Genomic DNA, 14,852 nt, shown 5'->3' with positions numbered 1-14,852 from the left:
GGACAAGTTGTGAAGATCGTGTGCAGAAGCCCGATGTAGGTTCGCAGCATGAACGTCCTCGAAGCGGTCCTCGAGAGGATCACCTACGCGAACGAGGACAACGGCTACACCGTCGCCAAGGTCGACACCGGCCGGGGTGATCTCGTCACGGTCGTCGGCGCGCTGCTCGGCGCCCAGCCCGGCGAGTCGATCCGCATGCGCGGCCACTGGGGTTCGCACCCGCAGTACGGCAAGCAGTTCCACGTCGACGACTACACGACGATCCTGCCCGCGACGATCCAGGGCATCCGCCGCTACCTCGGCTCCGGCCTGATCAAGGGCATCGGGCCGGTGCTCGCGGACAAGATCGTCACCCACTTCGGCGTGCAGGCGCTGGACGTCATCGAGCACACCCCCGAGCGCCTGATCGAGGTCCCGAAGCTCGGCCCGAAGCGCACCAAGCTCATCGCCGACGCGTGGGAGGAGCAGAAGGCCATCAAGGAGGTCATGGTCTTCCTGCAGGGCGTCGGCGTCTCCACGAGCCTCGCCGTCCGCGTCTACAAGCAGTACGGCGACAAGTCCATCGAGGTCGTCAGGGAGGAGCCGTACCGGCTGGCGAGCGACGTCTGGGGCATCGGCTTCAAGACCGCGGACGTCATCGCGAAGGCCGTCGGCATCCCGCACGACAGCCCGCAACGCGTCAAGGCCGGCCTGCAGTTCACGCTCTCCGAGGCCACCACCGACGGCAACTGCTACCTGCCGGAACAGGCCCTCATCGCGGACGCCATCAAGATCCTCCAGGTCGACACCGGCCTCGTCATCGACTGCCTGGCGGAGCTCGTCGAGGAGGAGGGCGTCGTCCGAGAGGAGCTCCCCGACGACGAGATCGCGATCTACCTGGTCCCGTTCCACCGCGCGGAGATCTCGATGGCGTCGCAGCTCAAGCGCCTGCTCCACGCGGACAACGACCGCATGCCGAGCTTCGCGAACGTCGACTGGGACAAGGCCTTCGCCTGGCTCGGCACCGAGCTCGAACAACACCAGGCGGCGGCGGTGAAGCTCGCGCTGACGCAGAAGGTCGCGGTGCTCACCGGCGGTCCCGGCTGCGGCAAGAGCTTCACCGTGCGCTCGATCGTCCGGCTCGCCCAGGCGAAGCGGGCCAAGATCGTGCTGGCCGCACCCACCGGCCGTGCCGCCAAGCGCCTCACCGAGCTGACCGGCCACGAGGCCCGCACGGTCCACCGCCTGCTGGAGCTCAAACCGGGTGGCGACGCGGCGTACGACCGCGACCACCCGCTCGACGCCGACCTCGTGGTCGTCGACGAGGCCTCGATGCTGGACCTGTTGCTGGCCAACAAACTCGTGAAGGCCGTCCCGCCCGGCGCCCACCTCCTGCTCGTGGGCGACGTCGACCAGCTGCCGTCCGTCGGCGCCGGCGAGGTGCTCAGGGACGTGCTGGCGCAGGGCAGCCCGATCCCGAACGTCCGGCTCACGCACATCTTCCGCCAGGCCCAGGAGTCCGGCGTCGTCACCAACGCCCACCGCATCAACAGCGGCGACTACCCGGTGGTCCAGGGACTTCCGGACTTCTTCCTGTTCAGCACCGACGAGGCCGAAGAGGCCGCGACGACGACCGTCGACGTGGTGGCGAACCGCATCCCGCGCAAGTTCGGGCTGGACCCGCGCAAGGACATCCAGGTCCTCGCCCCGATGCACCGCGGCCCGGCCGGCGCGGGCGCGTTGAACACCGTCCTGCAGGAAGCGCTCACGCCGTCACGGGACAACCTGCCCGAGAAGCGCTTCGGCGGCAGGGTGTTCAAGGTCGGCGACAAGGTCACCCAGATCCGCAACAACTACGACAAGGGCAAGAACGGGGTCTTCAACGGCACGTTGGGCGTCGTCATCGCGTTGGACCCCGTCGAGCAGAAGCTGACCATCCGCACCGACGAGGACGAGGAAGTCGACTACGAGTTCTCCGAGCTGGACGAGCTGAGCCACGCCTACGCGATGACCATCCACCGCTCGCAGGGCAGCGAGTACCCGTGCGTGGTCATCCCGATCACGACCAGCGCGTGGATGATGCTGCAGCGGAACCTGCTCTACACCGCGGTGACGCGCGCGAAGAAGCTGGTGGTGCTGGTCGGTTCGAAGCGCGCCATCGGCCAAGCCGTCCGCACCGTGGGCGCAGGCCGCCGCCACACCGCCCTGGCCCACCGCCTCCGCTCTGGTTGACCCGCACGCGGGGCCCTTTCGTGCGCTCCTGGTGAACGAAAGCTCCCCGCGTGCGCTCACAGCGGTGTGATTACACCGACGTAGTTACACCGACGTCAGGTAGTCCGTGATCAGCCGCGCCCACGGCGTCGCGGCCTCCAGCGCGATCGCGTGCCCGCACGCGACGTCGGTGTACTTCGCTCCCGGGACGAGGTCCGACACCTCCTTGGCGAGGGCGGGGGACAGCAGCCGGTCACCGGACGCGCCGATCACCAGCGTCGGCTGCGTGACCCGCGGCAGCAGCTCGGACAGGTCGGTCCTCAGGATCAGGTCGACGTGCGACGCGGATCCGGCCGGCACGGTCATGCCGATCAGCTCGGCGAAGCCCTTCGCCTGCGCGGGGGTGAGCCCCGCCAGGTACTCCTCGCTGCACATCACCGTGAGGATGTACCGCGCCAACACCGAACGAGGGCCGTCCAGCAACGACCTCCAGTGGTCGATCCTCGCCCTGGTCGCGGCGTCGATCTTGGTGAACGGCGAGCTCAGGACGAGCCCGCGCACCCGTTCGGGGTGGCGGACCGCCGCCGTGGCGGCGATCGCGCAGCCCATCGAGTAGCCGGACACGTGGAACGACTCGTGCCCGGCCCGCACCGCGACGTCCACCAGGTCGTCGGCGAGCTCCTCCAGGACGAGCGGGCGCGCGGCCACCGGTGTGCTGCCGGAGCCCGGCAGGTCGCGCCCGATGACGGTGAAGTGCTGGGTGAGGGTCCGCAGGACCGGGCCGTAGTTGGCCTGGACGCTGCCGCCCGCGCCGTGCACGAGCAGCAGCGCAGGGCCGGTGCCCTTGACGACGGTGGACGGGCCGGTCATGAAACCCCCGAGTTTTGTCAGTCCAGGCTGCGGACGATGGTCGGCTCCAGGCCATCGTCGTCGTCCGCGGGGGAACCGCGCCAGGGGGAGAGGTGGGAGATCTCGGCGACATTGTCGTTGTAGAGATGATCCATGGGTTTCGCTCCCGTTGTCTTCCTGTGAATTGTGTGCGGACCTCACTGTTCGTCGAGTCGGTTTCGGCCTGTCAGCACAATAACCGCTGCGATGCTGAGTGAAATCATATTGACTTTCGTCACACCGCGCCAAGTGACCTGTTCCTCGTCTCAAGCACCGGACGGTAATCATCCGGTCGGTCGAACGGAGTGGCGGTGTTCTGACGAACAGTCGATCATCGTCGATCATGCGCCCCGCACTGGCCCTGCTCGCCTGCCTGGCTCTCCTCCTGAGCCCCTCACCAGCGCCGGCGGAGGGTCCACAGGAGACATACGTGCTGCGTGTGCCCGCTCCGGTGGGTGATGCCGCCCAGCGGTTGCTCGGGCTGGGGTACGACGTGGTGGAGCAACGCGACGGTGACGACCTGTTCGTCATAGGCGACGTTCGCACCGCCGACAAGCTCCTGTCCGACGGTTTCCGTTCGTCTGTTGAGACGGTGATGCCTCCGTCTCAATGGGCTCCGCGCTCTCTCGCGGATACGACGTACTACGGCGGCTATCGGACCATTACCGCGCAACTCGCCCATCTCGACGAAGTAGCCAATGCGCATCCCGAACTGGCCTCGGTCGTCGACTACGGCGACTCGTGGCGCAAGACGCGCGGCAGTGGTGGATATGACCTGAAAGCCATCTGCATCACGCGCAAACGACCTGGTGACTGCGCATTGACGCCGACCGCGCCAAAACCGCGCTTGTTCGTGATGGGCCAGCTCCACGCGCGGGAAATCACGACCGGAGACATGGCGTGGCGGTTCATCGACGACCTGGTCGGCTCCGACCTCACCGCGATGCTCGACGGGCTCGAGGTCTGGGTCGTCCCGATCGCCAACCCGGACGGCGTGGAGATCGTCGAGTCCGGCGGCGACTCACCGGTCCTTCACCGCAAGAACGCCAACGGCACGTGCGGCTCCGGCCAGCGCGGCGTCGACCTCAACCGCAACGCCGGCTCGCACTGGGGCGAGGTCGGCACGTCCAAGGACAAGTGCAGCGAGGTCTACCGCGGCCCGAGCGCCGACTCCGAGGTCGAGACGCAGGCGCTGGAGTCGTTGTGGCGCAAGCTCTACCGCGACACCCGCGCGCCCGGTGACACGGCGGCGGCCTCCGCGGACACCACCGGCGCCGTGATCTCCATGCACAGCTACGGCAACTACGTGCTCTTCCCGTGGGGCTGGAGCACCCAGAAGACCGGCAACGACGCCGCGCTGCGGGCGATCGCCCAGGACATGGCGTCGCTGTCCGGGTTCAAGGCGGGCCAGCCGGGAGAGCTGCTCTACAACGCCTCCGGCGCCACGGACGACTGGGTGTACGAGGACCTGGGCGTGCCGAGCTTCGTGTGGGAGATCGGCGCCTCGTCGGGTGCGTGCGGCGGCTTCCTCCCGGCTTACTCGTGCCAGAAGGACGTGCATTGGCCGAAAGTGCGTCCCATGCTCGTTTCGGCCATGAAAGCGGCCCTTGCGCCCTATCGGCCCAAGGGAAGTCCCTAGGGCCTCGTTACGACTGAAGGTGGATGCGGGCTGACACCGTGCCTCGCCAAGGTGGGAGGCATGGGGATTCGATTGGTAGCCACAGTCACCGCGGCGAGCCTGCTGGCTCTGACCACCGCGGGTGTCGCGTCCGCGGAAACGGGCACGGACACCGCGGCGGACCGCAAGGTCGTGCAGGAGGCCCTGGACCAGCTCACGAAGAGCGGTGCGGCTCTGGGCATCCAGGCCCGCGTGACGGACGGGCGGCAGCGCTTCACCGCCCGTTCCGGCAAGGCCGAGCTCGACAGCGAAAGGCCGGTGCCGCTGGACGGCCGGTTCCGCGTCGGCAGCATCACCAAGACGTTCGTGTCGACGGTGCTCCTGCAGCTCGCGGGCGAGGGCAAGGTCGAGCTCGACGCGCCCGTCGACCGCTACCTGCCCGGCCTGATCGACAAGCAGATCACCGTCCGCCAGGTCCTGCAGCACACCAGCGGCCTGTACAACTACACGAACGCGCTCCCGCTCAACCCGGACGAGTTCGAGAAGATCCGCTACAAGCACTGGTCACCGCAGGAGCTCCTCGCCATCGCCACGAGCAAGCCGCTGGACTTCGCGCCCGGCACCAAGTGGAACTACTCCAACACCAACTACATCGTCGCGGGCCTGCTCGTCGAGAAGCTGACCGGCAAGCCGTACGAGAAGTCGGTCGAGCAGCGGATCCTGAAGCCGTTGCGCCTCAACGACACCGAGGTGCCCGGCGACAACCCGAACATCCACGGCCCGCACGCGCACGGCTACTGGACCGTGAACGGCAAGCCGTCCGACATCACCCGCATCAACCCGTCCGTCGCCTGGGCGGCCGGTGAGATGATCTCCACGACGAAGGACCTGGACACCTTCATCGTGGCGCTGACGAGCGGCAAGCTGCTCAAGCCCGCGCAGCAGCAGGAACTGGTCAAGACCACGACCGTCAGCCCGGACTACGGCCTCGGCCTGTCCGTGCAGACGTTGCCGTGCGGCACCAAGGTCCTCGGCCACGGCGGCGGCATCCCCGGCTACTCGTCGGACCTGCTCACCACGCCGGACAACAAGAACCGCCTGGAGATGTCGGCGACCAGCGCGCCGGTGGGCGGCAACCCCGGTGACGCCTACCAGAAGCTGCTCAACGAGGTCTTCTGCTGACAACAAAAGGGGAGCTGGGTGGACCCAGCTCCCCTCCCGGCGTTGCGAGGAACTAGCCGAGCGCGTTCCTCATCGCTGTGATCAACTCTCCGTTCGCGGTGTCACCCGTGAGCTCCCAGAAGAACGCGCCGCCGAGGCCCTGGCCACGTGCCCAGGAGATCTTGCTCGCGATCGTCTGCGGGGTGTCGTAGCTCCACCACTGGCCGTTGCAGAACGCGTAGGCCGTGCCCGCGACCGTGCCCGTGGCGGGGCACTTGGTCTTCAGGACCTTGTAGTCCTCGATGCCCTGCTCGAACGTGCCGGGAGCCGGACCCGTAGCCGTGCCACCGGGCGCCGCCTGCGTGACGCCCTGCCAGCCGCGGCCGTAGAAGCCGATGCCGAGCAGGAGCTTGGACGCCGGAACACCCTTCGAACGCAGCTTGGAGATCGCGGCCTCGGCGTTGAAGCCGGCGGTCGGGATGCCCGAGTACGACGTCAGCGGCGAGTGCGGAGCCGTCGGACCCTGCGCCGCCCAAGCGCCGAAGTAGTCGTACGTCATGACGTTGTACCAGTCGAGGTACTGCGCCGCGGGCCCGTAGTCGGCCGCGTCGATCTTGCCGCCGCTGGAACCGTCAGCGGTGATCGCCGAGGTGACGAGGTAGTTCGAACCGAAGCGGGCACGCAGCGCCTGCATCAGGTTCTTGTACGCAGCCGGACCACTCGTGTCGCACGAGAGACCACAGGCGTTCGGGTACTCCCAGTCGATGTCGATGCCGTCGAACAGGTTCGCCCACCGCGGGTCCTCGAGCAGCTTGTAGCAGGACTCGGCGAACGCCGCCGGGTTCTGCGCGGCCTGACCGAAGCCACCGGACCAGGTCCAGCCACCGAACGAGTACAGGACCTTGAGGTGCGGGTACTTCTTCTTCAGCTTGAGCAACTGGTTGAAGTTGCCGCGAACCGGCTGGTCCCACGTGTCCGCGACGCCGTCCACGCTCTCCGCCGCCGTCATGGCCTTTTCGAGAGCGGGGTAGGACTCACCGATGGTGCACTGACCGCCCGACACGTTGCCGAACGCGTAGTTGATGTGCGTCAGCTTGCTCGCGGAACCGGAGGTGTCGATGTTCTTCACCTGGTAGTTGCGAGCCGGGTAGACACCCCATTCCGCGAAGTAGCCCAGGTTGATCTTCCCGGGAGGCGGCGGCGGACCAGTGGTGGTCGTCGTCGTGGTGGTCGTAGTGGTGGTGGTAGTCGACGTCGTGGTCGACGTGGTCGGGTTCGTCCCGCCCGCGTCACACGAACCACCGTTGAGCTTGCAGTTGGTCGGCGCACCGAACGTGCCGGTGTACGCGCCGTTGAAGCCGAAGCTCACCGACTGCCCGACACCGACGTTGCCGTTCCAGGTGTTCTTGACCGTGACGACCTGCCCGGCCGTCGTGTAGGAGCCCTCCCACAGGGACGTGACCCGGTGGTTGGCCGGAAGGGTGAACTCGACAGTCCACGACGTCAGGGCCGCCGTGCTGTTGTTCGTGATCGTGTACTTGCCCTCGAAGCCCGTTCCCCAGTCCGAACCTTTGGAGAACGTGGCGGACACGCCACCGGCACCGCTAGCAGCGGGCACGACGACGATGCCGAGGACCATCGCGGCGACGGCCGCGAAGAGAGCAGCTAGATGCCATCGGAACTTGGACATCGGTCTCCTCAGTCGCAGGGGTACCGGAACGATGTGGTTTAGACCACTCGAAGGTCAAGGTCTAGACCTCTGCCGTCACTCGAACGGAGCAGTCCGAAAACGGTTCCAGAGCGCTGGTTGTCCAGTTTCGGTCTACTTGGTTAACCATTGGAGGGGTTCCGAGACGGCACCCCTTCAGGTCGAGTTGTGGTGCGGTGACTGCACACAGAGGACGGTCGGCTCTAACTTCGTTCCATGCCAAAGCGTTTCTCCACGGCACGCGGCCGCGAGTTCGGCGATGCGGTACGAGCCGCGCTGTCGGCCACGGGCATGACCGCGCGCGAAATCTGCGAGAAGATCGACTGGGATCCGAGCAAGCTGTCCGACCTCGTCAACGGCAAGGGTGGCAGCTCCGAGGTCGATCTAGGGATCTTGCTGGGCTTCTGCCGCACACCATCAGAAGAACGCGACCATCTGATGGCGATCTTCCGTGAGACCGACATGAAGGACTGGTGGCAGCACCATGCCGACCACCGGCCGTTCGAGGTGCGCACGTTCCTCGAGCATCTGAGGAAGGCCAAGGAGTACGTCGGCTGGATGCCGCTGCTGATTCCAGGTCTTCTCCAGCTGTCCGAGTACAGGCGGGCCTTGTGTCTGGCGTCGGCGGCCTTTCCTCAGGATGAGCTTGAAGCACGGCTCGCTGCGCACATGGCGATGCAAGAGATCTTTCGGCAGCGGCTCGACTCCACCTTCTTCATCCACGAGCAGGTACTTCTGCTCCCTGTCGGCGGTGGGGACGTGTTGCGCGCCCAGTTGCATCACCTGCTTCAGATGTTGGTGCGTCCGTACATCAACATCCGGATCGTGCCCACATCGGCGGGTGCTCACGCGGGGCTCGCTGGAAGCTTCGAGCTGATGAGGTTCGACAGGATCGAGCCCGTCGTCTTCCTGGAGAGTGAGAACGCGAACTTCATCGTCGAGCGCAAGGACTCCGTCAACGACTACGAGGAGGTTCTAAAGGCGCTCGATCGGGTTGCGCTGGATACGGGAGAATCCCAAAGGAGGATCTCCATGCTTGCGACCTGAGGAGCCGCCATGTGGCGTAAGAGCAGCTATAGCGCGAACTTCAACAACTGCGTCGAGGTCGGCCACCGCGTCGGCCTTCGCGACAGCAAGGCGCCCGCGAAACGCCTACAGGTCAGCGCCGACGCGTGGTCCGCGTTCCTCCGTGCCGTCAAGTGCGAGTAGCAGACGCAACCCGTCCTCAGCAGCACTGCCAGGAGCCGCGGACAGCACCAGCAACTCCACCCCTGACTCGTCCGGCAGCGCGAAGTTCTCCTGGTGCAGCTCCAACAGCCCCACCAGCGGGTGCTGATACGTCTTACGTCCATGCCCACGGGCACGCACGTCCGCACGCGCCCAGAGCCGGCGGAACCGCTCACTGCCCATCGCCAGCTCGCCGACGAGCGAGGCCAGGCGCGGGTCGTCCGGGTACTTCCCGGCGGCCAGGCGCAGGTGCCCGACCACGTCGAGCGTGCACTTCTCCCACTCCCCGTACAGCTCGGCCTCCTCCAGGAAGATGTGCCGGGCGATGTTCAGGTCCTGCAGCGGCCGGCTGTAGAGGAGTCGGGCGAGGCGGTTGCCGGCGAGCACGTCCAGTCGGTGGTTCATGATCAGCGCGGGGGCGTCGCGGACCAGGTCGAGGACACGCACCAACTCCGGCCGGGCTCGGCTGCTCGGCGCCTTCGCGGTGCGGCGGCGCTGCCGGGCGAGTCGGTGGAGGTGGCCGCGTTCGGTCTCGTCCAGGCCGAGGACGCGGGCGAGCGCGTCGAGGACCTGCTCGGAGGGCTGGGTCGCGCGGCCCTGCTCCAGGCGCACGTAGTAGTCGACGCTCACCCCGGACAGATGCGCGACCTCTTCGCGGCGCAGGCCCTCGACCCGTCGGTGCCGGTCGGCCGGAATGCCGGCAGACGCCGGGTCGACCCGGGAACGCCGGACTCGCAGGAACCCCGCAAGATCGTCCACCTCTCCAGTATGGCGTCGGCAGAGGTCGTGAGGGTGGTCCTGCCGGTACCAGGAAGTCCAGTCCCTGAACGGCGGGGCCGCGAGCGCCCAGGATCGAAGGCACCTGATCCGAAGGAGTTCCCGTGAAGACGCTGATCGTCTACGCCCACCCTGAGCCGAAGTCGCTCAACGGCTCGCTGAAGGACCTCGCAGTGTCCACATTGGAGAGTGTGGGGCACGAGGTGCGGGTGAGCGATCTGTACGCGATGAACTGGAAGGCGGTCGTGGACGCCGCGGACTACGGACCGGACGCCTCGAGCCCGTTGAAGGTTCCCCTGGACTCCGGCCGTGCTTTCGACGCCGGGACGCTCACCCCGGACGTCCTCGCCGAGCAGCGAAAACTGCTGTGGGCCGACACGGTCATCTTCCAGTTCCCGCTGTGGTGGTACACGATGCCCGCGATCCTGAAGGGCTGGGTCGACCGGGTGTTCACCTACCGCTTCGCGTACGGCGTCGGCGAGCACAGCGACACCAAGTACGGCGAGCGCTTCGGTGAGGGCACGCTCGCAGGCAGGAAGGCCCTGCTGTCGGTGACCGTCGGTGGCCCGGAGTCGCACTACTCCGCTCGCGGGATCAACGGGCCGATCGAGGATCTGCTTTTCCCGATCCACCACGGCATCCTCTACTACCCCGGCATCGAGGCGTTGCCGCCGTTCGTGCTGTACAGCGTCGATCGGATGACCGTCGAGGACTACGCGGACGTCGCCAAGGCCTGGGAGCAGCGCCTGCTCACCCTGGAATCGACCGAGCCGATCCCGTTCCGGCCGCAGAACTTCGGTGACTACGAGATCCCCTCGCTGCACCTGAAGGAGGGACTGGAGCCCACGGGCCGCGCCGGCTTCGGGCTGCACCTGCGCCGCTGACCGTCAAGTGTGAGGAAACGTCCACAGGGTCAGCCGATCGCCCGCTCCGCACCCCAAGCCGCGATGTCCTCCCGGCTCTGCAGCCCCAGCTTGTCCCGCAACCGCTGCAACCGGGAGGCCACCGTCCGCACCGACACCCCGAGCCGGTTCGCGATCTGCTGGTTCGTCAGCCCCGAAGCCAGCAGCGCGATCACCCGCCGCTCGTGCTCGTCCAAGGAGTCCGTGCGGTCCAGCCACACCTCGTCCTGGACGAACGCCTCGGTCTCCGCAGCCGTCAACGGCGTTGCAGCAGCCTCTGCGCGCGCAACGGGCAGCATCAGCCGTGCGGTGCGCATAGCCCCGGCGACCTTCTCCGCCCAAAACGCGTCCGGCACCACGCCGACCGATCGCCGCAACGCCCGTCCGGTCGCTTCTAGCCGTAGCGCGCGCTCGGCCTGCCCGCGCATCAACGCCACGACAGCCAAGCCTTCCAACGCGTCTGGTGCGGTCAACGGGTTCATGCCGTCCATGCGCAGCGCCTCACGGAAGGCGTGCATCGCCTCGTCGAGGTCGCTCTGCACCAACGCCACTGCACCGCGCGTGTTCAGAGCGGAGGCGATGCGCGCGGGCATGCCCGACGCGCGCGAGATCGGCAACGCCTTCATGACGTTCTTCTCGGCGCGTTCGTGCTTGCCCTGCGACAACGCCGTGCGTGCCAAATCCACCAAACACGTCGCACGCGCCAAGGGCTCGCCCAACAACTCCGCCACCCTCAGGCACTCGGTGTTGTTCTGCGCCGACGCCTCCCACTCTCCCGACGACTGCTGCACTGCTGCCAACGTGCTGCGACAGCTCATCGCCAGCGCCGGCAACGGGAGGTTCCGCACCAGCCGCGACGCTTCGCCCGACAACTCGGCGGCCTCGTCGTGGTCCCCCTGCTCGGTCGCGAACCGGGCGGCGTGGTTGAGCGCCACGCAGCGGTAGTCGTCCCGAGTGGACGGTCGTCGCAGCGCGTCGCGCAACATCACCCGAGCCTGCCCGAGGCGTCCGCGTCGAGCCGCGGAATCCGCCAGGGCCGCGGTCAGCAGCAGCAACCGTTCGTCGGAACGGTCGGCAGCCCATTCGACCGTGCCGAGCAGGCTGTCCACGTGGTTGTCGAGCTTCTGCTGCACCTCGGCCGGCACCGACAGCGGCGCGGTGACCAGCACGTCCGACAGGTCGGTGAACCACCGGGCCAGCGCCTCGTAGGCGATGTCGAGCTCACCTGCCGCCAGCAGTTTCTCCCTGGCGTGCAGCCGAACCGACTCCAGCTGCCGGAACCTCGTCGTGCCGGGGACCGCCGTCAGCAGCGACTTCGCCTGCAACCGCGACAGGACGTCCAGCACCGGTTCGGCGGATCGTTCCGACGAGCAGACCTCGGTCGCCGCGGCGAGGTCGAAACCGCCGTCGAACACGGAAAGCCGGCGCAGCGCGAACTGTTCGTCCGGCGCGAGCAGCTGGTAGCTCCAGTCGATGGCCTCGCGCAGAGACCGTTGGCGCGACGGCGACTTGCGGCAGCCCAGCGTCAGGAGCTCGAGCGGCTCGTCCATGCGGTCGCAGATGTCCGCCACCGGCAACAACTGCACCCAGCGCGCCGCCAGCTCGATCGCGAGCGGCATCCCCTCCAGCCGTGCGCACAGCAACGCGACCGCGGCGGTGTTCTCGGACGTCAACCGGAAGTCGGGCTTGCGTTCGCGGGCCCGTTCCACGAAAAGCTTCACGGCCTCGGAGCGTGGCGCCGCCGTCGTCACCAGGTCCCGATCCGTTGACGCAACCGGCAAACCCTCAACGTGAAAGCTGACCTCACCGGTGATCCACAGCGCTTCACGTGACGTCGCGAGCACCCGCACGCCAGGGCAGCGGTTCAGCAGGACGTCGACGAGTTCGGCGCACGTGTCGAGAAGGTGTTCGCAGTTGTCGAGTACTACGACCACTTTCATGTTCACGAGCGTTTCGACGACCGTGTCGCACAACGGTTCGTCCGGCTGCGCGACGACACCGAGCGCGTCGGCCACCGCGGGCATGACGTCGTCGGAAGCGGTGATCTCGCCGAGCTCGACGAGCAGGACCCTGTCCGTTCGCCCGCGCCGCAACCGTCCCGCGGCCTCCAGCGCGAGCCGCGTCTTGCCCGCACCCGCACTGCCCACGAGCGTAACGAGACGGTGCCTGCGCAACAGCTGGTCGAGCTTCGAGAGCTCCTGCTGGCGTCCGACGAACGAGTCGCGCGCGGCGGGCAGGTTCGACAGCACGCGCAGGTTTTGCCTGGTGGCGGGCGCGGGAGCGGAAACGGTGACACGGCGGCGATACGCCCGTTGGCGGCACGCGTTGGAGCAGTAGGACCTGCGCTGCTCGGAGGTGGCGGGAGGCAGCGTGCCGTCGCACAGGGCGCAACGTCCGGTGCTGGTCATGAGTCCCTCTCCTCGAGCCGTAACGGCAGGCCGTTCCTGTCTCGGTGCGGCGAACGCGCAGGTGGCAGGCGGTGGCCTGCCGTGTGCAACCCGTTACACGTCGGCGTGCGCGAGACGGTTCGCAACACGGTCGTTATGCCTGCCTTCCCGAGATCCTCGTTCGGGAACAAACTGGCGACTGGTCCGGTCTGACAGGGAGTGCGCATGACGTTGACGACGAGCACCTCGTGGGCGAGCGCAGGTCTGCAACTGGTGGACAAGCCACGCACGATCACCGTTGGCATCGCTGACGACGAGGCTCTGGTCCGCACGGGAGTCCGTGGTGTGCTGGAACGTTCCGGCAACCTGGCGGTGGTCGGCGAGGCCGGCGACGGCGGCGGCGCGGTGGAGCTCGCGCGGCGGCAACGTCCGCAGGTGCTGCTGATGGACGCCGCGATGCCCGGGATGGAGGGCCTCGGAGCCGTGCGCATGATCCGCCGGCTCGTGCCGGGAACGCAGGTGATCGTGCTGTGCACCACGCAGACCGAGGAGTTGCTCTTCCCGGCGCTGCGAGCGGGCGCGGCAGGATTCCTCTTCAAGAACGGCGAACCCGACGCGCTGGTGAACGCCGTCCGCGCCGTGGCAGCGGGCGAGGCGATCCTCTCGCCGTCCGCGACCCGAGCGCTCGTCGACCACTTCACCGGCGCCGACTCGGAACGCCGCGACGCCGCGCGCAGCCGCATCAGCCTGCTCACTCGGCGGGAGCAGGAAGTGCTCGTGTACTTGGCGCAGGGCATGGCGAACGCACGCATCGCAAGGCTCATGTACCTCTCGGAGGGGGCGATCAAGGCCCACGTCAGCCGACTGCTGACGAAACTGAGGTGCGACAACCGCGTCCAGGCCGCTCTCATCGCACGCGACGCCGCCCTTCCCTGCTGAACTGACATTTCTGCAACGGCGTAGAAGTCAGACTAGCCACGGATTTTCGTGCGGCGAAGCAGGTCACCCGGTTGGCCCCGTCCATAGTGATGTCTCTTTTCCGCCAGCGTCTCGGCTGGACTCAAGGCATGCTCGCCTTCATGCGGCTGGACAAGTTCTCGGAACGCTTGCCCTTTCAAGCACCTCTGTGTCCCGACAACTTGTTCGGCCACCTCATCGCCACCGCCGTGCCAGGCGTGGAGGAATGGCGCGACGGCGTCTACCGGCGGACTTTGCGCCTTCCCAACGGCTGCGGGATCGCGGCCCTGCAACCGTTCCCCGACCACATCGCGTGCACAGTGGAGCTCTCGGATCCTCGCGATCTGGCTAGTGCTCTAGACCTTTGTCGCTTCCTGCTCGACCTCGACACCGATCCTTCTTCGGTGGACGATGCTTTGTCCGCCGATCCTCTTCTGGCACCACTGGTTTCGACAGCACCGGGCCGTCGAGTCCCGCGCACGGTGGACGGCGCGGAGTTCGCAATCCGAGCCGTGCTGGGCCAACAGGTCTCGACGAAGGCCGCCCGAACCCACGCCGCCCGCCTGGTGGCGCGCCACGGCACCCCGGTGGGCGACCTGCACCTGTTCCCGCTGGACTTCGACCCGGCCGACCTGGCGATGCCCGAGTCCCGCCGCCGCACGATGTCCGCGTTGCTGGGGGCACTTCGGTCCGGTTTGGACCTCTCACCTCACGCCGACCGAGCTGTCGCGCGCGAGTGGCTGGCATCGCTGCCGGGGTTCGGGCCGTGGACTGTCGAATCGATTGCGATGCGTTCGCTGGGCGACCCGGACGCGTTCCTGCCCACCGATCTCGGAATCCGGTTGGCGGCCAAGGCGTTGGGGCTGCCTTCGACGCCGGCGGCGTTGGTGAGGCGTGCGGAGGCGTGGCGGCCTTGGCGGGCTTATGCGGTGCAGCACCTGTGGGCTACTGGTGATCACGAGGTGAATCGGATTCCGGCTTGAGCTGGAGGGGCGGTTGCGCCGTTGCGCCGTTGCGTCGTTGGGGAGGAGTTGCGC

The 14,852-nt window shown here is 67.4% G+C and carries 12 protein-coding genes; 8 read left to right on the top strand and 4 right to left on the bottom strand.

Annotated features, from left to right (window positions below):
* The first annotated feature begins 48 nt into the window (after positions 1–48).
* Positions 49–2,211 (top strand): SF1B family DNA helicase RecD2, encoded by a 2,163-nt coding sequence (recD2, locus tag ACFOWZ_RS08565; RefSeq protein ID WP_382370902.1) that lies wholly within the window; start codon positions 49–51, stop codon positions 2,209–2,211.
* An 84-nt stretch (positions 2,212–2,295) separates the two neighbouring features.
* On the opposite strand, the gene ACFOWZ_RS08560 is transcribed toward recD2, so the two are convergent.
* Entirely contained in the window at positions 2,296–3,060 is a 765-nt protein-coding gene (locus ACFOWZ_RS08560; RefSeq protein WP_382370901.1) for an alpha/beta fold hydrolase, read from the bottom strand.
* Positions 3,061–3,421: 361 nt separating this feature from the next.
* On the opposite strand from ACFOWZ_RS08560, the gene ACFOWZ_RS08555 reads away from it, so the two are divergent.
* Both ACFOWZ_RS08555 and ACFOWZ_RS08550 read left to right on the top strand, forming a co-directional pair.
* A complete protein-coding gene (locus ACFOWZ_RS08555; protein WP_382370899.1) occupies positions 3,422–4,717 on the top strand; it encodes a M14 family zinc carboxypeptidase in 1,296 nt (431 codons plus the stop codon).
* 60 nt (positions 4,718–4,777) lie between these two features.
* Positions 4,778–5,878 carry a serine hydrolase domain-containing protein gene (locus ACFOWZ_RS08550; protein ID WP_382370897.1) on the top strand — a complete coding sequence of 367 codons (1,101 nt, stop codon included), beginning with the start codon at positions 4,778–4,780 and terminating at the stop codon, positions 5,876–5,878.
* Between the two features lie 52 nt (positions 5,879–5,930).
* On the opposite strand, the gene ACFOWZ_RS08545 is transcribed toward ACFOWZ_RS08550, so the two are convergent.
* The gene (locus ACFOWZ_RS08545; protein ID WP_382370895.1) at positions 5,931–7,547 is read right to left on the bottom strand and encodes a glycosyl hydrolase family 18 protein; all 1,617 of its coding nucleotides are present in this window, start codon (positions 7,545–7,547) and stop codon (positions 5,931–5,933) included.
* A gap of 234 nt (positions 7,548–7,781) precedes the next feature.
* Between ACFOWZ_RS08545 and ACFOWZ_RS08540 the strand changes: the two genes are divergently transcribed.
* Both ACFOWZ_RS08540 and ACFOWZ_RS08535 read left to right on the top strand, forming a co-directional pair.
* The gene (locus ACFOWZ_RS08540) at positions 7,782–8,612 is read left to right on the top strand and encodes a helix-turn-helix domain-containing protein (protein ID WP_382370893.1); all 831 of its coding nucleotides are present in this window, start codon (positions 7,782–7,784) and stop codon (positions 8,610–8,612) included.
* 9 nt (positions 8,613–8,621) lie between these two features.
* A complete protein-coding gene (locus ACFOWZ_RS08535; protein ID WP_382370891.1) occupies positions 8,622–8,774 on the top strand; it encodes a DUF397 domain-containing protein in 153 nt (50 codons plus the stop codon).
* On the opposite strand, the gene ACFOWZ_RS08530 is transcribed toward ACFOWZ_RS08535, so the two are convergent.
* Complete coding sequence (locus ACFOWZ_RS08530; RefSeq protein ID WP_382370889.1) at positions 8,718–9,551, bottom strand: helix-turn-helix transcriptional regulator; 834 nt, start codon at positions 9,549–9,551, stop codon at positions 8,718–8,720. The genes ACFOWZ_RS08535 and ACFOWZ_RS08530 overlap by 57 nt on opposite strands.
* A 122-nt stretch (positions 9,552–9,673) precedes the next feature.
* On the opposite strand from ACFOWZ_RS08530, the gene ACFOWZ_RS08525 reads away from it, so the two are divergent.
* Positions 9,674–10,453, top strand: a complete 780-nt coding sequence (locus ACFOWZ_RS08525; RefSeq protein ID WP_382370887.1) for an NAD(P)H-dependent oxidoreductase — start codon at positions 9,674–9,676, stop codon at positions 10,451–10,453.
* Between the two features lie 29 nt (positions 10,454–10,482).
* Here ACFOWZ_RS08525 and ACFOWZ_RS08520 read toward each other — a convergent pair whose 3' ends face one another.
* Positions 10,483–12,879, bottom strand: coding sequence for an ATP-binding protein (locus ACFOWZ_RS08520; RefSeq protein WP_382370885.1), 2,397 nt, complete (start codon positions 12,877–12,879; stop codon positions 10,483–10,485).
* 204 nt (positions 12,880–13,083) lie between these two features.
* On the opposite strand from ACFOWZ_RS08520, the gene ACFOWZ_RS08515 reads away from it, so the two are divergent.
* Positions 13,084–13,797 carry a response regulator gene (locus ACFOWZ_RS08515; protein WP_382370883.1) on the top strand — a complete coding sequence of 238 codons (714 nt, stop codon included), beginning with the start codon at positions 13,084–13,086 and terminating at the stop codon, positions 13,795–13,797.
* Positions 13,798–13,925: 128 nt separating this feature from the next.
* Complete coding sequence (locus ACFOWZ_RS08510; RefSeq protein WP_382370881.1) at positions 13,926–14,798, top strand: DNA-3-methyladenine glycosylase family protein; 873 nt, start codon at positions 13,926–13,928, stop codon at positions 14,796–14,798.
* Positions 14,799–14,852 lie beyond the last annotated feature (54 nt).

Origin of the sequence: Lentzea rhizosphaerae (genome assembly GCF_042649515.1) — a bacterium.
GTDB classification, from domain to species: Bacteria; Actinomycetota; Actinomycetes; order Mycobacteriales; family Pseudonocardiaceae; genus Lentzea; species Lentzea aerocolonigenes.
This window is presented reverse-complemented; position numbering and strand designations above follow the sequence as displayed.

Coding starts and splice junctions, on each gene's coding strand:
- ACFOWZ_RS08545 (WP_382370895.1), bottom strand. CDS start 7,547: ATGTCCAAGTTCCGATGGCATCTAGCTGCTCTCTTCGCGGCCGTCGCC.
- ACFOWZ_RS08510 (WP_382370881.1), top strand. CDS start 13,926: ATGCTCGCCTTCATGCGGCTGGACAAGTTCTCGGAACGCTTGCCCTTT.
- ACFOWZ_RS08515 (WP_382370883.1), top strand. CDS start 13,084: ATGACGTTGACGACGAGCACCTCGTGGGCGAGCGCAGGTCTGCAACTG.
- ACFOWZ_RS08560 (WP_382370901.1), bottom strand. CDS start 3,060: ATGACCGGCCCGTCCACCGTCGTCAAGGGCACCGGCCCTGCGCTGCTG.
- recD2 (WP_382370902.1), top strand. CDS start 49: ATGAACGTCCTCGAAGCGGTCCTCGAGAGGATCACCTACGCGAACGAG.
- ACFOWZ_RS08540 (WP_382370893.1), top strand. CDS start 7,782: ATGCCAAAGCGTTTCTCCACGGCACGCGGCCGCGAGTTCGGCGATGCG.
- ACFOWZ_RS08535 (WP_382370891.1), top strand. CDS start 8,622: ATGTGGCGTAAGAGCAGCTATAGCGCGAACTTCAACAACTGCGTCGAG.
- ACFOWZ_RS08520 (WP_382370885.1), bottom strand. CDS start 12,879: ATGACCAGCACCGGACGTTGCGCCCTGTGCGACGGCACGCTGCCTCCC.
- ACFOWZ_RS08550 (WP_382370897.1), top strand. CDS start 4,778: ATGGGGATTCGATTGGTAGCCACAGTCACCGCGGCGAGCCTGCTGGCT.
- ACFOWZ_RS08555 (WP_382370899.1), top strand. CDS start 3,422: ATGCGCCCCGCACTGGCCCTGCTCGCCTGCCTGGCTCTCCTCCTGAGC.